Source organism: Acidimicrobiia bacterium, assembly GCA_040289475.1.
Classification (GTDB): Bacteria; Actinomycetota; Acidimicrobiia; order ATN3; family PSLF01; genus PSLF01.
The window spans coordinates 25,606-50,701 of the sequence record PSLF01000009.1; the positions used below are offsets into that span (position 1 = coordinate 25,606).

The 25,096-nt window shown below is 55.6% G+C and carries 19 protein-coding genes; 15 read left to right on the plus strand and 4 right to left on the minus strand.

Features of this window, described 5'->3' with window-relative positions:
* Nucleotides 1–44: 44 nt before the first annotated feature.
* Genes C4318_06040 through C4318_06060 form a run of 5 tightly spaced genes read left to right on the plus strand, consistent with a single transcriptional unit; the run spans nucleotide 45 to nucleotide 7,132 of the window.
* Nucleotides 45–2,804: a hypothetical protein gene (locus C4318_06040; protein MER3454704.1), complete on the plus strand. Its 2,760-nt coding sequence runs from the start codon at nucleotides 45–47 to the stop codon at nucleotides 2,802–2,804.
* Nucleotides 2,788–3,906, plus strand: coding sequence for a chemotaxis response regulator protein-glutamate methylesterase (locus C4318_06045; protein MER3454705.1), 1,119 nt, complete (start codon nucleotides 2,788–2,790; stop codon nucleotides 3,904–3,906). Before C4318_06040 ends, C4318_06045 begins: the two co-directional genes overlap by 17 nt.
* Complete coding sequence (locus tag C4318_06050) at nucleotides 3,875–4,903, plus strand: hypothetical protein (GenBank protein MER3454706.1); 1,029 nt, start codon at nucleotides 3,875–3,877, stop codon at nucleotides 4,901–4,903. Before C4318_06045 ends, C4318_06050 begins: the two co-directional genes overlap by 32 nt.
* A 19-nt stretch (nucleotides 4,904–4,922) precedes the next feature.
* Nucleotides 4,923–6,449, plus strand: a complete 1,527-nt coding sequence (locus C4318_06055) for a hypothetical protein (GenBank protein ID MER3454707.1) — start codon at nucleotides 4,923–4,925, stop codon at nucleotides 6,447–6,449.
* Nucleotides 6,446–7,132, plus strand: coding sequence for a hypothetical protein (locus tag C4318_06060; protein ID MER3454708.1), 687 nt, complete (start codon nucleotides 6,446–6,448; stop codon nucleotides 7,130–7,132). The genes C4318_06055 and C4318_06060 overlap by 4 nt, the downstream gene beginning before the upstream one ends.
* A 43-nt stretch (nucleotides 7,133–7,175) precedes the next feature.
* On the opposite strand, the gene C4318_06065 is transcribed toward C4318_06060, so the two are convergent.
* Entirely contained in the window at nucleotides 7,176–7,766 is a 591-nt protein-coding gene (locus C4318_06065; GenBank protein MER3454709.1) for a hypothetical protein, read from the minus strand.
* 281 nt (nucleotides 7,767–8,047) lie between these two features.
* On the opposite strand from C4318_06065, the gene C4318_06070 reads away from it, so the two are divergent.
* From C4318_06070 to C4318_06085, 4 genes are all read left to right on the plus strand, one after another.
* Nucleotides 8,048–10,333: an ATP-dependent DNA helicase PcrA gene (locus C4318_06070; GenBank protein MER3454710.1), complete on the plus strand. Its 2,286-nt coding sequence runs from the start codon at nucleotides 8,048–8,050 to the stop codon at nucleotides 10,331–10,333.
* Nucleotides 10,334–10,489: 156 nt separating this feature from the next.
* Nucleotides 10,490–10,936, plus strand: coding sequence for a methylmalonyl-CoA mutase (locus tag C4318_06075; GenBank protein MER3454711.1), 447 nt, complete (start codon nucleotides 10,490–10,492; stop codon nucleotides 10,934–10,936).
* Nucleotides 10,923–12,077, plus strand: coding sequence for an ADP-forming succinate--CoA ligase subunit beta (locus C4318_06080; GenBank protein ID MER3454712.1), 1,155 nt, complete (start codon nucleotides 10,923–10,925; stop codon nucleotides 12,075–12,077). The genes C4318_06075 and C4318_06080 overlap by 14 nt, the downstream gene beginning before the upstream one ends.
* A gap of 62 nt (nucleotides 12,078–12,139) precedes the next feature.
* On the plus strand, nucleotides 12,140–13,030 hold the full coding sequence (locus C4318_06085; protein MER3454713.1) for a succinate--CoA ligase subunit alpha: 891 nt from the start codon (nucleotides 12,140–12,142) through the stop codon (nucleotides 13,028–13,030).
* Between the two features lie 11 nt (nucleotides 13,031–13,041).
* Here the strand turns inward: C4318_06085 and C4318_06090 are convergent, their stop codons facing one another.
* Entirely contained in the window at nucleotides 13,042–13,644 is a 603-nt protein-coding gene (locus tag C4318_06090) for a hypothetical protein (GenBank protein MER3454714.1), read from the minus strand.
* A 228-nt stretch (nucleotides 13,645–13,872) separates the two neighbouring features.
* Between C4318_06090 and C4318_06095 the strand changes: the two genes are divergently transcribed.
* Nucleotides 13,873–14,496, plus strand: coding sequence for a phosphoribosylglycinamide formyltransferase (locus C4318_06095; protein MER3454715.1), 624 nt, complete (start codon nucleotides 13,873–13,875; stop codon nucleotides 14,494–14,496).
* A gap of 37 nt (nucleotides 14,497–14,533) precedes the next feature.
* On the opposite strand, the gene C4318_06100 is transcribed toward C4318_06095, so the two are convergent.
* A complete protein-coding gene (locus C4318_06100) occupies nucleotides 14,534–14,995 on the minus strand; it encodes a hypothetical protein (protein MER3454716.1) in 462 nt (153 codons plus the stop codon).
* Between the two features lie 40 nt (nucleotides 14,996–15,035).
* Nucleotides 15,036–15,488 (minus strand): hypothetical protein, encoded by a 453-nt coding sequence (locus C4318_06105; GenBank protein ID MER3454717.1) that lies wholly within the window; start codon nucleotides 15,486–15,488, stop codon nucleotides 15,036–15,038.
* A 187-nt stretch (nucleotides 15,489–15,675) separates the two neighbouring features.
* Here C4318_06105 and purH point away from each other — a divergent pair, with 187 nt between their 5' ends.
* From purH to C4318_06130, 5 genes are all read left to right on the plus strand, one after another.
* Nucleotides 15,676–17,277: a bifunctional phosphoribosylaminoimidazolecarboxamide formyltransferase/inosine monophosphate cyclohydrolase gene (gene purH, locus C4318_06110; protein MER3454718.1), complete on the plus strand. Its 1,602-nt coding sequence runs from the start codon at nucleotides 15,676–15,678 to the stop codon at nucleotides 17,275–17,277.
* 36 nt (nucleotides 17,278–17,313) lie between these two features.
* Nucleotides 17,314–18,192, plus strand: a complete 879-nt coding sequence (locus C4318_06115; GenBank protein MER3454719.1) for a bifunctional methylenetetrahydrofolate dehydrogenase/methenyltetrahydrofolate cyclohydrolase — start codon at nucleotides 17,314–17,316, stop codon at nucleotides 18,190–18,192.
* Nucleotides 18,193–18,201: 9 nt separating this feature from the next.
* A complete protein-coding gene (locus C4318_06120) occupies nucleotides 18,202–19,116 on the plus strand; it encodes a 5,10-methylenetetrahydrofolate reductase (GenBank protein MER3454720.1) in 915 nt (304 codons plus the stop codon).
* Between the two features lie 96 nt (nucleotides 19,117–19,212).
* Nucleotides 19,213–23,580 (plus strand): hypothetical protein, encoded by a 4,368-nt coding sequence (locus tag C4318_06125; protein ID MER3454721.1) that lies wholly within the window; start codon nucleotides 19,213–19,215, stop codon nucleotides 23,578–23,580.
* 21 nt (nucleotides 23,581–23,601) lie between these two features.
* Nucleotides 23,602–25,065: a proline--tRNA ligase gene (locus C4318_06130; protein MER3454722.1), complete on the plus strand. Its 1,464-nt coding sequence runs from the start codon at nucleotides 23,602–23,604 to the stop codon at nucleotides 25,063–25,065.
* Nucleotides 25,066–25,096 lie beyond the last annotated feature (31 nt).

Consider the following 25,096-nt stretch of genomic DNA (forward strand, 5'->3'; position numbering starts at 1 on the left):
ATACGAGTACGGCAAAAGGCTGGGAGCAACCAGTGAGTAGCTGGATGCAGGACGAGTCTCTTCTGCAAACCTTTCGTTCGGAGGTCTCCGAGCGGATCGCCTCTCTTCAGGCCGGACTACTGCAGCTCGAGGAGACTCCCGACAATCCCGACGTCATGAATGCGATCTTCAGGGACGCTCACACCATCAAAGGCTCCGCCAAAATGATGGGCTTCGTGGCAATAAAAGAGCTTGCACACCGAATGGAAGACGTCTTGGGGGATGTAAAGGATGGCCGTCTGGCGCTGGGACCAAGTCTCGCTGATATTTTGCTCCACTCCTCCGACCAGATCGTTGCATTGCTGGACTCGCTGGATCGCCCCGACGAGATTCCCAACGCAGCGCGTGCATTGATCCGAGCACTTGAGGAAGCGCGGATCAGAGGAGGATCGGCGAGAAACACGCAGCGGTTAGGGGAAGCGAGGGAAGCCAAGTCCGAAAGAGCTGCCCAGGTCGCTCGGGAGCAAGGAGAGGAGAACGCCCAGCTTGCTTCGGCTTCTGCTGAACTGTCGGGCGGACGTAGTAGAGAAAACATGCCACCAGAAACGCACGCCGACCTTTCTCCAGAATCGATCGAAATCCAAACTGCCGATCGTGCCGCTGCAGGAGGGCAGGCGGATCGGTCTCGTGATGAGAAAATACATCCTCGCAATTCTGAGCAGGCGAAGCGGCCCTGGCAGCAGAGAGGGGGTCGAGAGGGAGATGAGGGCGCAGCTAAAGGAGAACCCCGAAGGTCAGGGAGCGACCAGACCGAGTCATCCAGTCCTAGAGCCCCTTCTTCGCTCGGAGAAACTCTTGGAGCGGCTCGCATCGCAAAAAAGATCCATGTGAGGGCTCGGCAGCTCAAGGGATCAACAGACTCTGCAATTGCGGGGCCCTCTCCGTCGAACGAAGCAGCTATGCACGAGTCGCCTCCAGCAAAAGCCGGAGCAGAAGCTGGGGTTTCGGTGAGGTCGGAGACTTTCGTAAATCCGATTGGCCAGAGTATACGTATCGAGGCATCGAAGGTGTATGAGCTCATCGATCAGGCGGGAGAGGCTGTAATAGGAGAGGTCAGGATCGAAGAGCTCGCCAGACGTCTTTCCGATTTCATGCGAGATCTCGAAGCGCGAATGCGGCGATTCAGGCACAAGCAGGATTCGAACGCTTTTCTGTCGGCTCTGGAGGAAGTGCGCCAGAAGGTCGGATCGATAAGCTCACAGCTGATAGAAACCGTTCTCTCTCAGACCCGCAGCCTCGATCGCCTCCAAGAGCAGGCTATGGGACTCGCCATGCTTCCCACCGCGTCGATCTTCGCTCCCTTCCCTCGCCTTGTGCGAAACCTCTCACGGGAGTTGAGCAAAGAGGTGGAGCTTGAGCTCGATGGTGGAGGGACCGAGCTGGACAAGCAAGTTCTGGAACAGATCGTCGATCCGATAAGACACCTTCTTATCAACGCTGTGGATCACGGAATCGAGCGGCCCGAGGAGCGCCTCAAGGCAGGTAAACCTCGCAAGGGGACTGTCCGAGTCGCCGCTCGCCAACGAGGGCGCCAAGTCGTTATAGAAGTTAGTGACGACGGAAGGGGTATCGATCCTGCTCGAGTGAGAGAAGCCGCCCTAAAGAAGGGTTTAATTCTTGACGCTGACGAGCTATCAGAGTCAGAGAGCCTCTCGCTTTTGTTTCGTCCGGGATTTTCAACGGCCGGGTGGGTCACGGATACCTCCGGCCGGGGCGTGGGGCTCGACGTCGTAAAAGAGGCTGTAGACCGCTTAAAAGGAACGGTCGAGGTTTACTCGAAGGTAGGAGAAGGAACGACCTTCTCCATCACTCTCCCCATCACTCTTGCGATAGTGGACGTACTATTGGTCGACCTAGGAGGCCAGGACTTCGCTATTCCCGTTGCCTCGGTAGATGAAGTGTTATCGCCCCAAGATCAAGAGGTAAAAGAGGTAGCTGGGACAACCTGCGTCGTATGGAGAGGTCGCTCGGTAGCGCTTTTCGATTTGCACTCGATTCTAGGGGTGCCAGGCTACAACGAATCGAGCTCGCCTCAGAGCCGCTCCGAGGCTGGAAACGCGGCTTACATATCGCATCCCAATAATCTCTCGGGCTCTGGAGATCCTACCGATGAAAGCGGCGGTGCCGGCCCGGCCCTGATTCTCAGCAGTGGGACTCGCAGGATTGCTGCACGGGTGGACGCTCTGATAGGTCAGCAGGAGGTTGTCATCAAAGGTGTGGGTTCTTTCTTACCGAGAATCCGGCACATCGCCGGGGCTTCGATTTTGGGCGACGGGCGCGTCGTACTCGTACTGGATCCAAACGAGTTGATAGATACGGCACGGCGTCCAGGCGGATTCGGAGTAACTAGCCCCAGACGGAGAAAGCTGATCTCTAAGACTGGCGCAGCTCCCCGTCGAAAACTGTTGGTCGTCGACGACTCACTCGCTATACGAGAAATGCTGCGTTCGATTTTCGAGGCTGCCGGCTACGACGTCGAAATTGCAATTGACGGACAAGATGCACTTGGAATCTTGCAGACATCCAAGGTGGACGGGGTGGTGACCGACGTAGAGATGCCTCGCCTGGACGGATTTTCTTTGTGCGAAGCAATAAGAGCTAGACCCGACACCTCCGAGTTGCCGGTGATCATGGTTACTGGGCTCGAGAAAGAAGAAGACAAGAGGCGGGGTCTAGAAGTAGGCGCCAATGCATATATCGTCAAGTCCGCTTTTGACCAAAGCGCTCTCTTGGATGCGGTGAGAAGCCTTGTCGGATCGGCTTGACGAGCTAGAGAGAGCTGCAAATCGCATTCGCGTCCTGGTGTGCGAAGACTCGAAGACCGATCGCGAGGTTTTGGTTCGCCTCCTAATCCACAACGAAGGAATAGAGGTTGTGGCGGTGGCTGAGAGGGGAGAGGACGTCATACCTTACCTTGAACGTTTCGATCCTGACATAGTCACTCTCGACATCAACCTTCCAGGTAAATCGGGCATCGAGGTAATCGATGAGGTCATGGCCAAACACCCCATCCCCATCCTCGTTATATCCGGTCAAGCTGGAGATCCTAGTGTCGCAATGGAGGCACTTGCCGCAGGAGCCGTGGAGATTATTGCAAAGCCCGAAATTGACTCAGATGATGGCTTCGAGGCCCAAGCAGTGCGGCTCGGGGATCTTTTGCGAACCCTCTCGAAGGTGAAAGTTATCAGGCATCTCAGGGCGCGCCTTGGCGGTTTTGGAAAGTACTCGGCCATCGAAAAAGCCCGCGTAGAAGCTATAGAACCGGCTGTTGCTTCGCCGAAAAAGATCGTAGGGCTTGCGGCATCGACCGGTGGTCCCCAGGCGCTCAAAGCTGTCCTGGCGGAACTGGGACCCGATTTTCCTGCGCCGGTCCTCGTCGTCCAGCACATTGCAAAGGGGTTTACCGGTGGGTTCGTGGAGTGGCTGCAAACTGCAACTAGTCCCGAGGTCCGGTTAGCCCAAGACGGGGAGCCTCTTCGGGCCGGCGTGGTCTATGTTGGACCCGAGGATTATCACATGATCGTGCGAGGCGGCACGGTGATCCTGAAGCCCCCCGATCCCAAAGACAAGCACTGTCCCTCTGCGGACAAGTTATTCGCTAGCATGGCATCAGAGGTTGGAAGCGGAGCGGTGTGCGTGATACTTACGGGGATGGGAAACGACGGAGCGTCAGGTGCAATGCAGGCCAAGGCGAAGGGTGCTTTGGTGATCGTACAGGACGAGCTATCCAGCGTCGTCTACGGGATGCCCAGGGCAGCTTTGGAGTCGGGAGCGGCAACCTATGTCGTCTCATTGGGGCGCATGGCGGACGCGATAAGAGCAGCCGTAAGTACCGATACAGAGCAAGCTTTACCGGAGAGCAGGTGAGAATGCTCAAGAGAGGGAGGAACCCTTGGGCAAGGCCAAGATTTTAGTGGCAGACGACTCGGCTACGCTGCAAAAGGTTGTCAAGGCAGTGTTGAGCCAGCAGGGATACGACGTCGTCCTGGCTGATGATGGCTTAGAAGCAATACGCAAGTTCTACCAAGAGCGCCCCGACGCCGTAATCTGCGACATTCTGATGCCGAAGATGAACGGCTACCTCGTGTGTCGCCTCCTCAAGGAGGACTGGTCTGCTGAGTCTGTCCCCTTTATCATGCTCACCTCCCAGGACGCTCCATCCGACCGTTACCGGGGCCTGAAAACTGGAGCAGATGCATACCTTTCCAAGGATTTCGACGCGTCCATGCTACTAAAGGCCGTGGACGAAGCCCTTGCCTCGGTGGCCGATCGAGAAAAAACACCGCTGGCTGACGAGGAAAGAGCTGAGATGTCCGACGCCGAGATCCTGGCCCGGGTCGGGGACATGCTGGATCGTAAACTTTACGAGGCTACTCTTATCGGAGAGGTCAACAAGCTGGCCGCTGTGTCCAGTGACTACGGTGATTTGGTCGCCAACCTACTGTCATTGATTGGATCATTTATCGAGTTTTCGATGGCAGCTATTGCTCTTATCGGTGAAGAAAGTGTCGGAGTCGCCGTAGCAGAGCCGGCTACCTACGAAGACTTCCAAGAAGTTGTCGCCCACATCGTAGACAATATGAACGCGTATGGTGACAAGGCCCTGGCACCCGAAGATGTGAACGTCTGGGCCATTGATCCCGATCAAAATCTCGGTAAGGCCGAGGAGCCAATTCACCCTCTATCGACTTTCGTGTGTATGCCGCTGAGGACACAGGACTCGATTGTCGCTCTGCTTGCTATCTGCTCTAAGCGAGCCAATGCATTTGGCGAGAAAGATCTTTCGACCCTGAGGCTTATAGAGCCTGCGGTAGCAGTGGTCGTGGACAACGGAAGGCTGTACGACCAGGCACGGCTAGGCTGAAGAGCGAACCGAGTACGGGGTGGCAGGCGATTCATTCGAATTTCTGGACGACAAAGTATTCAAAAGGATCGGCGATTTAATCGAGCACGCAACGGGGATCAGCTTCGATGAGAAGAAGCGTGAGATCCTCCGGCTTCACTTGAAAGAGCGGGCGATCGCTACCGGTTGTTCGAGCTTCTCTGACTACCTTGCGCTCCTTGAATCTCCTTCTGGTGCCAAGGAGATGGAGGAGTTGTCCAACAGAATCGTTGTACACCAGACAGAGTTTTTCCGGAACCGTCCGCAGTTTGAGGCGTTGGAAAAGCTCGTACTTCCCGAGTTGCTTGCCGAGGCAGCAGGGACTGGACGCACGCTTAAAGTGTGGTCTGCGGGTTGCTCTTCCGGAGAGGAGCCATACTCAATTGCGATGGTTGTGGCCAAGGTCTTAGGTTCGGGGTTAGGAGCTTGGAACGTGGAGATAGTGGGCACCGATATCTCCGGACCGATCCTGTCTAGGGCGATACAGGCTCGATATCCTGCCAAGGCGGCTCGTACGGTTCCCGAACCGTACAAGTCTTTGTATCTTCGGGAAACATCCGATGGCGGTTTCGAAGTCGCCGAGGAGATAAAAGCTCTCGTTTCTTTCAAGGTTCACAATCTCGTAAAAGAGGAGCCGCCTGCCGAAGTACTGCCCGGGGCCCAGCTGGTGTTCTGTCGCAACGTGACCATCTACTTCTCACAAGGATCGCTGCTGCGTGCCATATCCAACATGGAGGCCGCACTGAGACCGGGTGGCTACCTCTTCTTGGGACATTCCGAGAGCCTTCTTGGGGTAGACCACTGCTTTGAACTAGTGGATTTAGCGGCGACGTTTGCCTATCGCAAGCCTAAGAGCCCTCAAGCCGTCCCACAAGCACTACAGCGTGCCATAAAGCGAACAAGGGAGAGCGGAGCTGGGGCGCAGCAAGAGAGCGCAGGGAGGCCTCCACCTAGCGGTATCAGGCCGGGGATGTCGCGTTCTGCCGCCCCACCTCTACATCCGATGCGTGGGAGCGATGAGCTAGCCGAGGTCGGCTTGAGCACGCCCGTAGGTCAGGAGTTCAACTCTGAAAGGCATGTATCCTCTCTGAGGAGCGAAGATGAGGCTCGAGTAAAGGAAGTCGTTGCTGCTGTTCAGGGACGGTTGGAAAAGGGAGATCCGAGAGGAGCGCTGTCTCTCGTAGAAAAAGAAATCGCCCGCACTCCTACCAACGCGGCTCTTCATTTCTTACACGGCTCCGCCTTGCACGTTCTCGGAGAAGATGGCGCAGCAGCTGCGGCATTTGGGAAGTCCATATACTGCGACGCTCGTTTTTCTCTGGCGTACTTTTACAGGGCTATCTTGCATGAAGACCAGGGGAACCTCAAAGCCGCGACCCGGGACTATGCTGCTGCCATGCGGCTTTTGGAGGCCGACTCGCCCGGAAAATGGGATCCGTACTTAGAGGCAATGGATCACTCTCAACTTGTAGAGGTGTGTCGTCAGAAGCTAGTCAAACTGGCTAGAGTTTCGGAAGAAGTGAGATGAGCGCCGATCGCAAAGACGAGCCACCTGCACAGTCGCTTTACAAGCCTGACATTCAGCCAAGCACAGTGCCGGAAACGCCACAGATTGAAAAGGTGGAGTTGGAAGGAACGGAGCGATCCCTCGAGCGGGTGCAGGACCGATATCCGGTGATAAGGAGCCTAGAGGATTACCCATCCCGAGTACGAGAAGACGAGCCCGAAGCATTCGAGCACGCCACGACCGAAAAGGTCCTTCTCTTCCGGGTCGCTTACTTGCGCCTAGCCATCCCATTAGACCGGATAAGGATCGTACAGCGCGCCGAGGGAATAAAACCGCTCCCCGAGTCTCCGAGGCACGTTGTCGGTCTAATGGAGCTGGGTCCGTCAGAAGCTATACCTGTTGTAGACCTTGCACACTCCTTAGGGATCAGGAATACCACTGAGGGTGGTGGGGAGGACTCTAAACGAGTACAGCGTATGCTCGAGTCGACGGGCGGTGTCAAAGAGCATGTTCTCGTTTACAACTCCGACCGCGGGACAGTTGGATTTATGATCGATCGTGCCGAGGCAGTCGTTGAGGCAGCAACAAATCCTCTTCCTGCAGCCCTTGAGGGTGCGGAGGATTCTTCCCTCACAGGGCTCGCACGATTCGAAAACGAGACAGCGTACCTCATCGACTTGGAGCGTCACGTTCCCAAGCGATGACGTCGAGGCCGGACCGAGGCGCTTTCAAGCTGCTATCAAGTGCTCAAGCTGAAGACGCAGTCGTGTCGTTGCTTTCCAGAGCTCTTTCCAGTTTTGGGCTTATTGCTAGGGAAAGGAACGCAAGAAGCGACTCTTTTACCTGACTTCTGTTTCGCACATCCGCTACAACTATGAAGTCCAAATCAGCGATGCCAAGAGTTACGGCTATCTCGGTTTTTAGTGCGTCTAAATCCCCCAAGGATGTCGCCTCGCTGCTCGGCGTGTTGATAACGACCAAAAAGGGCCACTTCCCATCCTTAACGAAGTACCTGAAGTACTCGGCCGCCTCCTCGTACGATTCTTTTTGGCCAGCCCGCACAATCAAAATGAATCCGAGCATTCCCTCCTTCCATGCCTGCCAAAAGTCCCTCAGTTCTTCTTGAGTCCGCATGCCGTATAGGTAGATTACGAGTTCTTTGGAGATGGTGATACGGCCGAAGTCGATCGAGATCGTCCCCTTTCCACGGGGATGGGGTTCTTGGGTGGCAACCGTCATGTCAGCGATGGTTCTGACAAATGTCGTCTTGCCCGATCCCGGGGCCCCGGTGACGACAACCTTAACTGGAGCTGATGATTGCTGGCCGAGAAGTGCCAAAGATGCGAACCTCTTCTATCGAAAAAAGTTTCCTTTTACCGAAGCGATTTTGGCCGACAAGGGCACCTTCTACAGAATATCGCTGCCGATCACAGCCTCCTTTCTGTAACTGTGCCCTGAGGGGGCAGCTTCTTTGCCTATGTTTCGACAAGACGGAAGCGTTTTGAACCCTAGTGTGGCATGAGTTATCAGAAGGCATAGTAGCGACTCCGGCGTTCACAATGCAGTTTGGAGCCGGCCTGCACTAGTCTTCATGCGACAGCTAAAGGATCGGGAGGATCATGCGAATAGTCGGTGATCCCGTAATGAGTTCGCTAAACGAGCAACAAAGAGAGGCAGTCGAGTCGGAAAGCGGACCTGTTCTAGTAGTAGCCGGGGCAGGGTCTGGCAAAACACGCGTACTCACACACCGAATCGCCTACCTCGTAAGCACGCTCCGAGCAGATCCTTCTTCGATTCTGGCCATTACTTTTACTAACAAAGCGGCAGAAGAAATGCTCCAGCGGGTTGAGGGGCTTTTAGGATCCCGCCTAGCGGGCGTTATGTGGGTGAAAACGTTCCATTCGGCATGCGCCCGCATACTGCGCGACAGCGCCAGGCTACTTGGGTTTTCCTCGAACTTCACCATCTACGACGAAGCCGACTCCCACAACCTGATCAAAAATTGCTTGAAGGATTTGGGATACGATCCCAAACGGATTCCACCGGGAAGAGTGAGGCAGCTGATTTCGGCTGCCAAGAACGAGTTAGTGAGCCCATATTCATATCAAGCGGGGATGGAAGAGGGTCTCCCATTCAATCTTGGAGAGATCGCCTCAGAGTACTCTAGGAGGCTTCGAGACTCCAATGCAATGGACTTTGATGACTTGATAGTGAACACCGTCAATCTTCTCCAAGAGCACCCCGCGGTTCGAGCTTCCTATAGCCAGAAATTTACCCATATTTTGATCGACGAGTTCCAGGATACCAACCTCGCGCAGTGGGAGCTCGTCCGCATGCTCGGTTCGTCTCATCGCAGCGTATTTTGCGTGGGAGATCATGACCAATCTATTTATCGATTTAGAGGTGCCGACTACCGCAACCTCGACAGATTTATGCAGGAGTTTCCCGAGGCCAGGGTTGTAAAGCTCGAACAGAACTACCGTTCTACCCAAGTAATTTTGGATGCGGCGAACGCGATTATTTCCAAGAACCAAAGCCGGGTTCACAAGAAGTTATGGACTGCAAAAGGTGGCGGCGACAAGATCGTTGTTTACGAAGCGTACGATGAGCAGGACGAAGCGTCATTCATCTGCCGGCAGATCGAACGATTCGTAGCAGAAGAGGTTTTTTCTTTTGGAGACGTGGCGGTTTTTTACAGGACCAACGCTCAAAGCCGGGCTATCGAAGAGGCAATGGTTGCGGAGGGGATTCCCTACCGGGTCGTGGGAAACGTCCGGTTCTACGAGCGAAGAGAGGTAAAAGACCTCACGGCATACTTGAGGGTTTTACTCAACCCCTTCGACGAGCTCTCGTTGTTGCGCATAGTAAATGTGCCTAGACGAGGCATTGGTGCAGGAACTGTAGACAAGCTTAGGAGAGCAGCTTCAGCGAGCAGAACCACTCTTGCATCTTTGGTAGAACAAATTGGCGAGTCGGATGGAATAGACGGCGATGTCGCAGGGCTAGGCTCACAGGCGACACAGCGCGTCGCTGCTTTCGGTAGACTGCTCGCCTCTCTCCGAGACACGGCTAGTAAGGCTCAGCGAGTCGAAGAGATCGTCACGACTGTCCTCACTGAGAGTGGAATCATCGAGGAGTACGGGGCCGATGGTAGCCCTCAGGCGCTGTCCCGCATCGAAAACCTCGAAGAGTTTGTGGGCGTGGCCCAACGCTTCGACGAGCTAGCCGACTCGGGCGAGCTAGGAGAAGACACGTGGGCAGGAGAGTCGGCAGGATTGGGTCGCCTAGAAGCTTTCTTGGAGCAAGTTAGCCTTGTCTCCGCCTCAGACGAGGTCGAGAGAGACTCCTCTGCAGTGCAACTTCTCACTGTTCACAATGCAAAAGGACTCGAGTTTCCAGTGGTCTTTGTCGTGGGCTTGGAAGAGGGGATTTTTCCTCATTCTAGATCCCTGCTAGACGAAGAAGATCTCGAAGAGGAGCGCCGCTTGTGCTACGTTGCAATCTCCAGGGCGGCCGAGCGGCTGTTTCTTACGCATGCGGTAACCCGCAGCCTGTATGGCTCGATCATGCAAAACCCCCCTTCGCGGTTTTTGCGCGAGCTACCAGAGTCGACTCTCGACCGAAAGGGCTTCTATTCTGATGAGGCTGGCAGTGCGAGAAGCAGTGAAGGCCTTCTCAGCTGGCGAGGCACGGCTACAGCTTCTGATAAGGGGCGCCCCAGCCGTGTTGCTTCCCCGGTATTAGTTGTAGGTGATGACGTAGTGCATGCCAAGTACGGCGAGGGGGTGGTCGTTGAGCGGTACGGCTCCGGAGATGCCGCCGAGGTTGTAGTGCGCTTCCCCGGAATTGGCGAGAAGAGATTTTTGTTGGGTTGGGCTCCGCTCAAGAAAAAGGGTGTGTCGTGAGCAAAAGCTTTAGAGAAAAGCGAATAGATCAACCTAAGACCCGGAGGGTGGAGTCAGTGAATTTTCAAATCCAGCTGTCGGCGCGTGATTGGATTTCGCGTCTAATGGGTGTCGGCGATCGATGATCGATCGCTAGAGAGCTGGCGAGTTGGGATGATGGCCGAGGCGGAAAGAAAATACAGAGTAGTAATTGCTAAGCCAGGTCTGGACGGTCACGACAGGGGGGCCAAGGTAGTGGCTCGAGCCCTGCGCGATGCGGGTTTCGAAGTGATTTATACCGGATTGCACCAGACGCCCGAGCAGATTGCCGAGGCAGCCGTACAAGAAGATGCCGATGCCGTCGGTTTGTCGATTCTTTCTGGGGCACACATGACGCTGTTTCCAAAGGTAGTTGAAGAGTTGGCCGCTCGGGGTGCTAGGGATGTTCTGGTTTTCGGAGGCGGCATCATCCCGCCAGAGGATGTCGAACCGCTCAAGAATGCGGGGCTTGCCGAAGTATTTACCCCTGGTACTTCTTTGAACGAGATTGTGGAGTGGTTGAAGAAAGCATTGGAGTCAAGAACCGGCGCAACCAACCGTGGAGGGAAGAATGGATCTGCTTGAGTACCAGGGCAAGGCGCTGTTGCGCCAGTTCGACATTCCCATCCCCGAGGGAATCTTGGCGAGGAGTGCCCAAGAAGCTGGGGATGCGGCCGAACAGTTGGGCGGGAAGGTTGCAGTCAAAGCACAGGTCCGAGTGGGAGGCCGTGGAAAGGCTGGCGGGATCAGGCTTGCGGAAGGCTCGGATGAGGCAAAACGGTGTGCCGAGGAAATCCTCGGGATGGAAATAAAAGGACACCGAGTGGACTCGGTGCTCGTCGAAAGGGCTATGCGGGCGATTCAAGCCGAGTACTACACGAGCTTCATGCTAGATAGGGAGCGGGGTGGTTACCTCGCAATGTGTTCGGCACAAGGTGGGGTTGAAATTGAAGAGGTGGCTTCCAGAGATCCCGCTGCGATCGCAAAGGTGCCGATTCACCCGTTACTTGGTTTCAAAGACTACCACGCCAGAGCGCTATCCTCCCTTGCTGGCTTGGCTCCAGAGGCTAGAAAAAGCTATCTGGAGGTTGTCTCCCATCTCTACGAGGCATTCTCGTCTCTCGATGCCGAGCTGGTCGAGATCAATCCACTCGTGCTCTCCGAGGACGGCTCGCTTGTAGCTCTGGATGCAAAAGTCGCCGTAGATGACAACGCCTTCTTCAGGCACCCCGAGTTCGAGGAACTGAGAGAGATCTTCGCTACCGACCCTCAGGAGAGACTAGCTCGCGAGAAGGGTCTCAATTACGTAAAGATCGGCGGAACCGTAGGAGTCATCGGTAATGGAGCCGGGTTGGTCATGTCGACACTTGACTTGGTAGCCAACGCCGGAGGTAAGGCAGCCAACTTTTTAGATGTAGGCGGCGGTGCAAGTGCGGACGTGGTTGCGGCAGCATTGGAAGTTGTCTCATCGGACGCCCAAGTCAAGTCGATTTTGGTCAATATTTTCGGAGGCATTACCCGCTGCGACCAGGTGGCAAAAGGTATTTCAGAGGCACTTGACAGGATCGAGCTGCGAGTGCCGTTAGTCGTACGACTCGACGGCACCAACGCTGCTGAAGGAAGAGAGATTCTCTCCTCGATCGGCGGATACGGCGGGAAGTTAAAGAGTGCCAAAACCATGGAAGAAGCAGCGGAGCTGGCTGTACAGCTGGCGGGTTCGCCGTAGTACCTACGACTCCGGGAAGGCTCGAGGCTCGATTACTGGCGCGAATGGGCAATGGAGGATAGATGTCGATTCTGCTCGACGAAGACACGCGTGTAACCGTACAAGGACTGACCGGAAGAGAAGGCAGTTTTCACGCCCTGAGAAACAAATCTTATGGAACCAAGGTCGTAGCCGGGGTCACGCCTGGAAAGGGTGGTAGCGACGTCGAAGGGATTCCGGTCTACGACACGGTTGCTGAAGCCGTAGAGAGGGAAGGGGCAAACGCAGCGTTGATATTCGTTCCCGCGAAGTTCGCTCCGAACGCAGTCTACGAGGCGGCGGACGCGGGCGTAGATCTTATCGTGTGTATAACCGAGGGGATCGCTGCTCATGACGAGGCTACCTTCGTCGAGTATGTGAGGTGTCTCGCGAGTACGCGCAATGGAGGGCATCCGGTGCTAATCGGACCCAACTGTCCCGGGATCATGAGCCCGGGCAAGGCCAACATGGGCATCATGCCGACCGAGATCGCTACACCTGGACCCGTGGGTCTAATAAGTCGGTCCGGAACCCTTACTTATCAAGTGGTCCAAGAACTCACAAGGGCGGGGATCGGGCAGTCGACCTGTATAGGAATTGGAGGAGACCCTTTTATTGGCTCGCGATTCGTCGACTTGCTCTGGCGATTCGAAGAGGATCCTGAAACTGAGGCCATCGTAATTATTGGTGAGATAGGCGGTTCCGACGAGGAGCGTGCTGCTGCTTGGATACGGGACAACGCAACCAAGCCAGTTGTAGCTTATGTTGCTGGTTTCGAGGCACCCGAGGGAAAGCGAATGGGGCATGCGGGGGCTATCGTTTCGGGGAGCAAAGGCACCGCGAAGGCAAAAGCTCAGGCACTCGAAGAATGTGGGGTAGCCGTAGCACGCTATCCCTCGGAAGTCGCAGCGCTCATAGCCAAGGTCTTGGGGTAGGGCTCAACAGGTCAATCTTCGAGGATCCTAAGCGACTGCTCGACTCGTTCGTCGACGGAGCCGCTGACCGTGTAGTACTGGACGTCGTAGTTGCGAAGGATGTCGAGAATTCGAGTGTCGATATCTTTTTGGAACTCGGGGTCTTCTGGGCGGAGCCCGTCGGGGACTATGGGGAACTCAATGGGAAGATAGAGCACGTGGCTGTACTGGGAGCGCAGGTTCTCGCTCGCTATGTCGAGGCATGCCTCCCAGAGGTAGTGCTCCTTTCGGAACTCCTGGTTCTCTAGTACCCAGCTGGCGTAGGCCATGACGTCGACGAGGCTGCGATCGCCGACGAACTCGGGATGGGTCTGCTCGGTGTGCCACTGTCTAAGGAAAATGAGGGTTTCGGTCTCTGGGGTGGCGTCCTTGTCCAGCTTGAAGCCAAGTTCGACTACCTGGCGGGCAACTTCAGGCAGTAGCGGAAGATCTAGAAGTCTGGCGAGCTCGTTACCTAGTGTGGTCTTCCCGGTCGAAAAGCTACCCACAATTGCGATTCTTCGTTTGCGTCGGCCGTGGACGTGACTTCTAATTGGCTCGCTACGCATAGTGTGCTCCTCGGATCCATTTCCCATCTCGACCACCTCTCGTTGTCCAAAGCTGCTATAAGCTCGCTGCCTCGCCAGATCGCAGACGTGTATAGCAAAATACACTAGCCGAGAGGAGCGTCGTTAGAGGTCCGAGAGGGTGCTCGCTTTCATCGGGGAGCTTTGAGCGTGCGATGCGAGGTGCGGCTCAGCCGTGGGGCGTATCATCGTGCGCGAGAACACGTGCTGACTACCGAGTCCGGAGGGTGTGAGGGCATGAAGAAGCGCTTTGCCATTCTGGTCTCAGGTACAGGCACCAACATGAAAGCTCTCTTGGATGCGGTTAGCCGAGGTTTCGTTCCGGCTCAGCCGTGTCTCGTGCTTTCCGACAGGCCACATGCTAAGGCCCTCGCAGTAGCTCGCCAAGCACAGGTTCCTACATCGGTCCTAGAATTCGCAGCCTTTGGCTCTAGGGAGGAGTTTAGCGAGGCTGTCGCCGCCGAGCTGAAAGCTCACGGAGCCGAATTTGTGTGTTTGGCGGGCTTCATGCGAATTCTATCCAAGCCCGTTATAGAAGCTTTTCCGAACCTAGTAGTAAATACTCATCCCTCGTTGCTGCCGTCATTTCCTGGCGTAGACGCGGTAAAGCAAGCCCTCGATTACGGAGTAAAAGTCACCGGCTGCACAGTGCACTTTATTGACGAAGAAGTGGATCACGGACCAATCATCGCTCAAGAAGCGGTACCTGTTTTACCGGGAGACAACGAGCGCACTCTCCACGAGCGCATAAAAGCAGTCGAGCACCAGATATACCCCAAGGTCGCCAGGTGGCTGGCACTTGACCGGATAAGAGTTGTAGGACGAAAAGTAGACATAGACGACGAAGAAGAGGAGGAGTGAGTTTTCCCCCCGGTTGTGTAGGGACTGCTGGGCAGCGTCAAAGGATGCCGAAGCGGACCAGCTCGGCTATCCACATCATGGTGACCGAAGCAACTGTTGCGACCGCCAATACGCGCAATATCCATCTGGCCGAGCCCAACCTAACTCCGACCCTTCGGCCGGTTACTGCAACGGCCAGGAACATGAATCCTGCTAGGACTACGGCTGCAAACAGGTAAGGGCCCGCCGGGTTGGCGAGGAAGGCATCCCGCACTCGACCGCCTCCCATGTGAGCAAAGGATTTCGTCATCCCACAGGACGGACACGGAATCCCGGTAGCAAGTCTAAACGGGCAGAGGATCGGCCCTTTGCTCAGATCCTTGCGCGAGAGATACATCGACGCGAGGACTGCTACCGGCGATACCGTCGACGCGAGCGCATAACCGAGCCGCTCTCTCCACACTGCACGCCTTACGGTGAGGCTCAGGGGGAGCCTCTCCGACAATTTGGGCTCATTCACGCTTCGGAACCAGTACTGATCTCGGCACTTACGGTTTGGTTCAAAACGCGGCCACAAGGAATATGAAGAGGAGATAACCCACTGACGTGACCGCCGCAAGACCTCCCAATATGGCTCCAATCCAACCGGTTATCTTTCCGATTTTGGCTTTGTCCTCTCCTCCCAAGGTACCGAGCGATCGCGCAATCTCTTCTTCCGCCCTCTTTGCCATGATGATTCCCCCGATGCCGAGCAATCCGAACAGGCCGCATGAGAAGAAGGCAGCTATCAGTCCGACAAGTCCTAGAATCATTGCCGTTTGGGCACTGGGAGCATCGGGCTTGGATACGACGACTGGAGCTCCATACCCATAAGCAGGCTGCTGGTAGATGCCTGAAGGTGGCGGCATGGGAGCTTGTGGAGGCGGGGGTGCCGGCTGATACGCCCCGGGAGCTACGCCCGGAGGCGGTTGGTTGGGGTCTTGGGGATACCCAGATCCGTAGGGTTGCGTCATCTGCTTCTTCGCTTCCTATTTGAAACCGGTTCTTGGAGAATGGTTTGCTCACAGTAGCAAGCTCTACCAGGCTACCACGATTCAATGTTCTTGAACTGATGCCCGCAGATAGTATTCGAGTGCGTAATGATTCCCCGGTCGGACGAGGATGTTGGAGCAAGCATTGGCAAATTCTCGAGGAGAAGCAATGGATTCGGAAACAGATCTTGTGCGTGTGCAGACGGCGCTGTTGAGTGTTCACGACAAGGCCGCCGTCCTTGACTTCGCGCGCAGGCTTTCCTCCTGCGGGGTCCGGATCATTGCCTCTGCAGGAACAGCTTCTTATCTGAGGTCTAACGACATATCCTGTGACGCTTTAGAAGATGTGGCAGGCACGCAAGAGCTGGCAGGTGGGAGAGTCAAGACGCTCCACCCCACGGTTTACGCCGCGATCCTAGCCGATAGGGCTGATCCTGCTCACATGGCGGATCTGCAGCGTCTCGGGGTTTCACCAATAGACCTCGTGTGCACAAGCCTGTACCCCTTCGAGGAAATAGTTGCTCTCGCAGGCGTTCTCACAGAAGACATCGTGGAGAACATCGACATAGGTGGTCCCTCAATGGTGAGGGCGGCAGCGAAGAACCACGCATGGGTAGGTGTCGTAACCGACAAGTCGCAGTACGAATCCGTCGCCGCTGAGATAGCAGAGACTGGCGGGCTCTCTTTGGAAACCAGAGTCCGGCTCGCCAGAGAAGCTTTCGTGCGCACATGCAGGTACGACGCCGCAATTGCCACCTGGATGGAGGGCCGCCTAAATGAGCTCGAAGAAGGTGTTATAGAGAGAACAGAGCGAGAACGAGAGGCTGCCAAGCTGCCGCGAGACCTGCTGTTGCCCCTCTGGAGGCGGATGCTCCTCAGGTACGGCGAAAATCCCCATCAGGCCGGCGGTTTTTATGAACTGTATGGGAGCGCTTCACTTTTGAGCGAGGCTTCTGTGCTCGGTGGTAAAGAGCTTTCCTTCAACAATCTCTTGGATTTAGATGCCGCTTGGTCTCTGGCTACCTCCTTTTCGGAGCCGGCGGCGGTAATCGTAAAGCACACCAACCCCTGCGGAGCAGCCACAGCATCAAACGTGGAGCGAGCGTACTCGATGGCACTCGAGTGCGATCCGGTGTCTGCATATGGAGGTGTCGTAGCATTCAACCGAAAGGTCGATCTAGCCACCGCCCAGCGCATCACCGAGATCTTCACGGAGGTCGTTGCGGCACCGGACTTCGAGCGCTCGGCACTTTCCAAGCTTTCTTCTAAAAAGTCGCTGCGAATCGTGAAAATGCCGTTCGGGAAGGTTCCCTTCGAGCTGTTTTTGAAGTCGTCGTTGGGAGGTTTTATCGTTCAGACGCCCGACGAGCTCGAGGACGATTCCGAGTGGAAGGTGGTGTCGGCACTGTCGCCGTCTAGAGAGATGCTTGATGCCCTCCGCTTCGCTTGGAGGGTGTGCGCATCGACCAAGTCGAACTCCGTCGTGATCGCCCGCGGCACACAAGCTGTTGGAATTGGGGCCGGGGACCAGTCGAGAGTGGGAGCAGCCGAAAAGGCCATAAAGCAAGCAGGAGAGCGCGCAAAAGGCGCTGTTGCGGCGAGCGAGGCATTCTTCCCCTTCCGCGATGGCGTCGATGTCCTCGCTGCTGCTGGCGTATTGGCGGTAGTACAGCCGGGAGGATCGGTGCGCGACGAGGAAGTGATAAGAGCAGCTGACGAAGCGGGGATGGTAATGATCTTCACGGGCCGTAGGCACTTTCGACACGGATAAGTCTTTCGGAGTCGGAGGAGGCATGTGAACGTAGCAATGAGAGAAAATGGCCCTTTGTCAGAGACGGTGATTCTCGATGGCAACGCTTTGGCCTCGGAGATTCGTAGGCGCTTAGCGGAGGAGGCGAGGGAGCTTCAGCGTCTCGGAAAACCAGCTACGCTCGGAACGCTTCTCGTTGGAGAGGACCCGGGTTCGGTCTCTTATGTGAGGGCCAAGCACAAGGACTGCGCAGAGGTTGGAATCCGATCGGTGGAGAAAAAACTACCGGTTTCGGCCTCTTGCAAAGAAATCGAAGCCGTTGTCGACGAACTCAACGCCGACCCAGAGGTTTCTGGCTTCATCGTTCAGTTGCCGCTCCCTTCTCATGTCGATGAAGCGGCAATCCTACAAAGAATCGATCCCGCCAAAGACGTAGATGGATTGCACCCGACGAACTTGGGGCGACTAGCTCTGGACGATCCGACCTTCTTGCCGTGTACTCCTGCCGGAATTTGTACTCTACTCGTCCACTACGGGATCCCGATTGAGGGTGCAGAAGTAGCAATCCTGGGACGGGGACGCACTGTTGGGAGGCCGCTTTCTATGCTGCTCTCCTCACGTGGTAAGTTCGGCAATGCTACCGTCACGATATGCCACAGCCGCACTAAAGACGTGATCTCTCATGTCAAAAGAGCAGACATAGTAGTCGCCGCAATGGGTGTAGCACGCATGCTAAAAGGAGAACATATAAAGCCCGGGGCCGCCGTTATCGATGTGGGGATCACGAGGACCTCAGAGGGTCTCGTAGGAGACGTCGATAAAGAGAGTGTGGAAGGGGTAGCGGGGTGGCTAGCCCCCATGCCGGGCGGAGTTGGACCGATGACACGGGCTATGCTTTTGCAGAACACTATCGAGGCAGCCCGCCGACGAGCCTAGGAGAGAGAAATGCCCGAAGAACCCTCCACGCTAGCCACACTGCTACACCGAGGCGAGTTCGTCGTAACGGTAGAGATCGGTCCTCCTAAGAGTGCCTCTGTCGAGTCGGTGAGGAAAAAAGCCAAAACCTTGGTGGGATACTGCGATGCAGCCAATGTGACCGACAACCAAGCTGCCATCGTTCGCCTCTCTGCGTGGGCCGGTTCACTGGTTCTCGTCGAGGAGGGATTGGAGCCCATTATGCAGATGACCACTAGGGATCGAAACATCATGGCGATCCAGAGTGATCTTTTAGGTGCATGGGCTTTGGGCGTCCGAAACGTACTGGCTCTCTCCGGAGATCCTATAAAAATCGGAAACCATCCGATGTGCAAACCGGTGTCAGAAATCGACTCGACCGGGCTAGTGCGCCTCCTAGCGGGTATGCGCGATACCGCCAAGCTTTTCAACGGGGAAGAGATCGATCCTGCTCCGCGCTACTTTATCGGATCGGCAGTAAATCCCACCCTTGACAGCAGCGACAAGGTGCGCCAAAAGGTGGATTCGGGGGCAGACTTTTTTCAATCCAACATCGTGTACGACCTGAGGGCTTTCAGGAGGTGGTTTGAGCCTCTAAGAGACGAAGGCCTGTTCGAGCGAGTCCCACTTCTGGTGGGGGTAACACCTCCCAAGTCGGAGAAGATGTTGCGGCATGTCAAAGACAACATCCCTGGTGTAAACGTTCCAGAAGAGGTGTTGTCAAGGATGGCAGGCAAGCAAGGTGACCGGGCGGCCGAAGAGGGAAAGGCAATTGCGGCAGAAGTTATCCAAGCCCTCAAGGGGATCGAGGGGGTAAGAGGCGTCCACATTATGGCAATAGCGTGGGAAGAGATAGTTCCAGAGATTGTCGAGGCCGCAGGACTTACTCCCCGTCCTCGTGTGTAAGCGGAGTGTGACGCTCTCCGGACGGCTAAATTGACCGCTACCGACTGGAACCTCCTCAGTTTTAAGAGACTAGTCATTCTTGTACTGGCCGTAGGCGTGACTGTTTACGGGCTAGGTGTTGTATCTACCCCAGCCATGGGCGCGGCGACGTGGTCTACCATAGAACGAATTTCTCAAGCTTCAGGAGGAGGCAATACCGATGGAAACTCGGGGGAACCATCGGTCTCATGGAATGGGCGGTTCGTCGCGTTCTCTTCTCTCTCATCCAATCTGGTAACTGGGGATACAAACTCTAAAAGAGACATCTTCGTCAAAGACAGGCAAATAGGAACTACTGTCCGCGTCTCGGTCGACTCGAGCGGAACCCAGGCGAACGACCACTCCAGGCAGCCGGCGATATCCGGCAATGGGCGCTACGTCGCTTTTACTTCGGCGGCCTCTAACCTCGTGCCTGGCGACACGAACGGCGTCGAAGATGTATTCGTAAAGGACATGCAAACCAATATTACAGAGCGAGTTTCTGTGAACAGCGCAGGGGACGAGGCAATTTTTGCGTCGGGATCTCCCAAGATCTCTTATGACGGCCGGTATGTGGTTTTTGCGTCGTTTGCAAACAACCTAGCCCCCGGTGACACCAATGGGACGTGGGACGTGTTCGTACGGGACCGGCAGGCAGGGGTTACAAAAAGAGTCTCGGTTAGGCCGGATGAGGTTCAAGCTAATGGTGCTTCCGAAAACCCAGCTCTTTCATTCGACGCTCGCTACGTAGCTTTCGAGTCTAGCGCGACCAACCTCGATCCAGCAGACACATCCTCATTCAAAGACATTTACTTGAAGGATCTTTTATCCGACACGATCACTCGGGTGTCGGTTCCGCAAAACCCTGCCGTGTCCACCGACAACCACTCTTATGCTCCTACGGTGTCGGCTGATGGGTCGCGCGTCTCGTTTACCTCTTTCGCATCGAATCTGGTGGCAGGCGATCTTCCAGATACCTCGGATGTATTTGTACGAGATATGTCAGCTGGAGTTACTACGCGAGTGGGGCTTTCGTGGAGGGGGGATCCGGTGGAATCGGTAGCAGCTAAAGACTCGATGTCTTATGACGGGAAGCGAGTTACCTTTCACTCCTCTAGCGCAGTCGTAGTACCCGGCGATAACAACATTTTTGCAGACGTTTTCGTCAGGGACACAGCAGCATCTTCAACCGCCATAGTTTCTTGGCGATCGGGAGAGCAGTTAAACGACAACGCTACGAACCCCGTTATCTCGGGAGACGGGCGTTACGTAGCCTACGAAACCGCCGGAACATTCACCTCCGCGTGGCCCGATTCCGACGGCAATCTTGACGTATATTTTGGTTATTCATCGGAGACTCCGCTAACGCCGGAACCATCTCCTAATGCGCTGGGGAACTTTGTCCCAGGGCCTCCTCCCCCACCCCCTTCGAACCTTCGCAAAGTATCTGTGGGCGATACAACTGCTGGGGTCGCCTGGGACGACAACAGCTCGGACGAGTTTTTATTCAAAATCGAGCGTAAGATAGCGGGCGGATCCTATGCCGAAGTGGCAAGAGTTGGAGCCAACGTTACTTCTTTTGCTGACTCCGGCCTCGTCCCAGGGGCTCAGTATGTCTATCGAGTTCGAGCCGCTAACACCGAGGCTAATTCCGCCTACTCCAACGAGATAACCCTTACTACGACAGGGGGGTTCCCACCCGCAAGTCCGACTGGTCTCACGGCATCGGCGCTGGGACCTAGCAGTGTTCGATTGGACTGGATCGACAACGCAGCGAACGAGGACTCCTACAGGATAGAAAGAAGACAAACATCGGGGATTTTTGAGGAAATAACAGTCATAGGTGCCGACATTACGAGTTTTACGGATACTGCTCTCATACCCTTGACCACGTATACGTATAGAGTCAGAGCGTCTAACTCGGCGGGCTTCTCATCGTACTCCAACGAAGCAACGGTTACCACGCCCAGTCCTGCAGCGCCCGAACCGCCCACTAGCCTCACAATCAGCCGCGTCGGAGCTACCGCACTAGAACTTACCTGGACCGACATGTCGAGTTCGGAAAGTGGCTTCCGAGTCGAGCGTTCTTTGGATGGAATCTCGTACACGGTGGTAGGAACCGTGGGAAGCAACGCGACTAGGTTTGAGGATTCGTTATTGGAAGGCTCCACCAAGTACTTCTATCGGGCGGTCGCGTTTAATTTGGGTGGGGATTCTCCACCTTCCAACGTCGTAAGCACGACGACTCGTCCCTCGGCCGTTTGTCGGTTGGACTCGGTTGTTTACACGTCGGATGCCAGCGGAAACTCGGAGATATATCTGAGACAGGGTGGGTCGACGAAACGGGTGACATTCAGCGGTGTGAATGAAAAAGATCCCGTCATTGATCCTGATGGGACCCTTATCTGGTACACGAGCAACGAATCCGGCTTTGACAAGCTGTACACAATCAATGTCGATGGGCAAGGCAAAAGAATTCGATCACCCGATCCCGCAGGGTCATTCTCGGACCGCTCACCCGCGCTCGGGAGAGAGCTCGGCGGACGGACCAAGGTTGCCTTCATCTCGGATCGCTCGGGGAGCCCGGAAGTTTACGTAATGAACGCCGACGGCTCGAGCCTCTCAAGGCTCACAAACTTTGGGGTGGGAGACCGGACAAGTCCTACCTTCACCCCTGACAGCTCCGCTATTGTGTTTTCCTCTTCGCACACCGGAACTTTAAGACTCTATACCGTTGCCGTTGTTGGTGGTCCGGTCGCGGAGCTATTTCCCGGGGGAACAGACAATAGAGCAGACCCATCCCTGTCGCCTGACGGCTCCAAGATCGTGTACGTCAGCGACAAGTCAGGATCTTCGGCACAAGTGTATTTACGAGACATAGCAACCGGTGTCGAGGTTGTCTTGACTTCTAGCCGATTGTTCTACAAGGCTCGTCCCCGGTTTTCGGCTGATGGCTCTCTCGTGTACTTTGTGGCCGCGGACGTATCTACTGGACTCGACATCCGCGCTGTTCCGGTCGCCGGTGGGTCCGAGACAACGCTGGTTGGGACTACCGCCTCCGAGATATTGGGAGGTACCGGTGTCGCAGCCCCCTACGATTACGCGCCTTTGTCTAGCTACCTTGCAGAAGGTGCCACTGCTGGCGGCTTTGAGACCTGGCTCCTCCTCGCCAACCCGACGAACGCATCAGGGTCGGCGTGCATTACGCTTCTGACCGATGGTGGTCCTGTACGAGCCGGCGTTTTTTCGGTGGGTCCCAAATCGAGGCTGTCGTTGAATTTAGGAACTTTTGTCAGGACGTACTTCGCTGGGAGCGTAGTGGAGTCTCTCGAGGGAAAGGTGCTGGCTGAGAGAGCAATGTACTCGGGTGTCCCAGGGAAGCTCGGCTCGCACCTGTCAAAGGGAGCCCCCGAGCCCTCGACGATTTGGCATGCAGCCGAAGGAGCTACTGCAGGGGAGTTCGAGACTTGGATTCTAATAGCGAACCCGAGCTTCCGGGTCGCCACTGTGGATGTAGCCTTTTTGAGCACCGGTGGAGTGGTAGGAACCTCGCGAGTACCCGTACCTCCTGGGCGAAGAGTATCGGTCCTCGCTGATTCCGTCGTTCCATCCAGTTTCGACGTCGCAACGAAGGTCACATCGGACGTGCCTGTTGTGGTTGAACGCGCCACTTATACCTCGGGTCCAACGAGAAGCGGAGCTACTGCCTCTCCAGCCCTTCCGGCTCAGGGAACATCTTGGTTTGTTGCCGAAGGCGCTACTATTGGCGGTTTCGAGACCTGGATCCTGGTTTCTAACCAGGGATCGCAACCAGCGTGCGTGACGGTGACGCTCCTGGAGTTGTGGGGAGCGCACGATGTATATGGCCCGTCTACTCCGTTGTGTCTGGCCCCACTCTCCCGACGGTCCTTGAACCTAGGTGCGTTTACCTCCACTTTCGAGGTGGCTACAAAGGTCACCTCGGTTGCGGGATCTGACGGTTCTATAGTGGCCACAGCTGCCAGGCCAGTCGTAGTCGAGAGGGCGATGTACAACAATCATCCTGTTCTGGGTAAAGGTTCTTCCTCTGCGGAAGCTGTTCAAGAAGGGGGCACGGAGTGGCTCACAGTAGAGGGGGCCACCTCGGGAGGTTTCGAGACCTGGGTGCTTTTGGCAAACCCAGGCCCCCAGGCCGCATGTGCGGATGTCGTCTACCTTACCTCGACAGGGGCAGTACCGGATCCTAGGGCGACGCCGATCTGCCTTCTTCCTGGAACGCGGCGATCTCTCCGAATAAACGACGTTGTCGTTTCCTATGACGTTGCGACGTACGTAAAGTCGGTGTCCGGATCTGCGGGCGGTATAACCGCCATTTCGCCACAGCCTATCGTCGTTGAACGAAGCATCTACACTCCTGCCATGCCCATCCGTGACGCTAACTCGGGACCCGGGTTTCGTCTCGCCTGAATAGGAAGCGAGAGGTACTCAATGGCCGCTCTTGCTAAGCGATCCGAAGATTTTCCCCGCTGGTATCAAGACGTTATTACTCACGCGGAACTAGCAGAAGGCGGCCCCGCACGGGGGACTATCGTCATACGGCCCTACGGGTACGGGATTTGGGAGCAGATCCAGAGGCAGCTCGACGAAAGAATCAAAGAAACTGGCCACGAGAATGCTTATTTTCCTTTGTTTATCCCCCTATCTTTCTTGGAAAAAGAAGCGGAACATGTCGAGGGATTCAGTCCCGAGCTGGCTGTCGTGACTCACGGTGGCGGAAAGGAGTTAGGCGAGCCTCTAGTGGTTAGACCCACGTCGGAGACAGTTATCAACTACATGTTTTCGAAGTGGATTCAGAGTCATCGCGACCTTCCGGTTCTCGTTAATCAATGGGCCAACGTGGTGCGGTGGGAGCTTCGGCCTCGCCTTTTCTTGAGAACCACCGAGTTTTTATGGCAGGAGGGGCACACGGCTCACGCGACCAGCGATGAAGCGAGAGAAGAGGCCCTTCGAATGCTGGGAGTCTATCGAGAGTTCATCCGCTCCCGTCTGGCCATCTCGGCGATAACTGGGGAAAAAACGCCCAAGGAGCGTTTTGCCGGAGCGGACAAAACGTACACACTAGAGGGGTTGATGCAAGACGGCAAGGCACTTCAGATGGGCACCTCTCATGAGTTGGGTCAAAATTTCGCTCGTGCCTTCGATATCGTCTACACGGCAGAGGATGGAAGCCGGCACCACGTGTGGCAGACTAGCTGGGGTGTTTCGACCCGCTTGATCGGCGCAGTGATCATGGCTCATGGCGACGACTTTGGGCTCCGGCTTCCGCCAGCCATAGCTCCCGTTCAGGTAGTAGTGGTGCCTCTCGCCAGCGAGGATCCAAGACCGACTGAAGTTGCTCACCAAATCGCCCATTCGCTGATGGACCGAGGAATAAGGGTCAAGGTTGATACCGAGCTGCATCAGAGTTTTGGATGGCGCTCGGTCGCTTGGGAGATAAAAGGTGTTCCTGTACGGGTCGAGGTTGGTCCGAGGGATCTCGCGTCTTCTTCTGTAATGCTGGTTAGGCGGGACAAACGGGAGAAATTGAGAGCTCCTCTGGATAGGCTCGAAGACACCGTCGAAACCTTGCTACGCGAAGCCCAAGACGCACTTTTCAAAGAAAGCGACAAGTTCAGAAAGGAAAAGACTTATATCCCCAATTCGTTCAACAACTTCTTGGAGGCCATCCAAGAAAATCCAGGATTTTACGTGATGCCAATTTGTGGAGAGAGACGATGCGAAGACCGTCTCGCAGATGAAGCTTCAGCCTCTGTGCGCTGCATTGATTCCCCGGAGCTATCCGAGGCAGGCTATGACAACAAGATTGCCGGTATCTTGAACCAACGAAGGGGGTACTGTCTACTCTGCGGAGACGAGGCTGCTTATACTGCGGTCGTGGCGAAAGCTTACTGAAGCTCGTTCTGTTGGGGAGGTAGAGCCCCAG

Bases quoted from the DNA above. Each gene is read 5' to 3' on its own strand.
- C4318_06105 (MER3454717.1), bottom strand. From the start codon at position 15,488: ATGACGCAACCCTACGGATCTGGGTATCCCCAAGACCCCAACCAACCG.
- purH (MER3454718.1), top strand. From the start codon at position 15,676: ATGGATTCGGAAACAGATCTTGTGCGTGTGCAGACGGCGCTGTTGAGT.
- C4318_06090 (MER3454714.1), bottom strand. From the start codon at position 13,644: ATGGGAAATGGATCCGAGGAGCACACTATGCGTAGCGAGCCAATTAGA.
- C4318_06060 (MER3454708.1), top strand. From the start codon at position 6,446: ATGAGCGCCGATCGCAAAGACGAGCCACCTGCACAGTCGCTTTACAAG.
- C4318_06095 (MER3454715.1), top strand. From the start codon at position 13,873: ATGAAGAAGCGCTTTGCCATTCTGGTCTCAGGTACAGGCACCAACATG.
- C4318_06040 (MER3454704.1), top strand. From the start codon at position 45: ATGCAGGACGAGTCTCTTCTGCAAACCTTTCGTTCGGAGGTCTCCGAG.
- C4318_06120 (MER3454720.1), top strand. From the start codon at position 18,202: ATGCCCGAAGAACCCTCCACGCTAGCCACACTGCTACACCGAGGCGAG.
- C4318_06080 (MER3454712.1), top strand. From the start codon at position 10,923: ATGGATCTGCTTGAGTACCAGGGCAAGGCGCTGTTGCGCCAGTTCGAC.
- C4318_06070 (MER3454710.1), top strand. From the start codon at position 8,048: ATGCGAATAGTCGGTGATCCCGTAATGAGTTCGCTAAACGAGCAACAA.
- C4318_06075 (MER3454711.1), top strand. From the start codon at position 10,490: ATGGCCGAGGCGGAAAGAAAATACAGAGTAGTAATTGCTAAGCCAGGT.
- C4318_06085 (MER3454713.1), top strand. From the start codon at position 12,140: ATGTCGATTCTGCTCGACGAAGACACGCGTGTAACCGTACAAGGACTG.
- C4318_06115 (MER3454719.1), top strand. From the start codon at position 17,314: ATGAGAGAAAATGGCCCTTTGTCAGAGACGGTGATTCTCGATGGCAAC.
- C4318_06130 (MER3454722.1), top strand. From the start codon at position 23,602: ATGGCCGCTCTTGCTAAGCGATCCGAAGATTTTCCCCGCTGGTATCAA.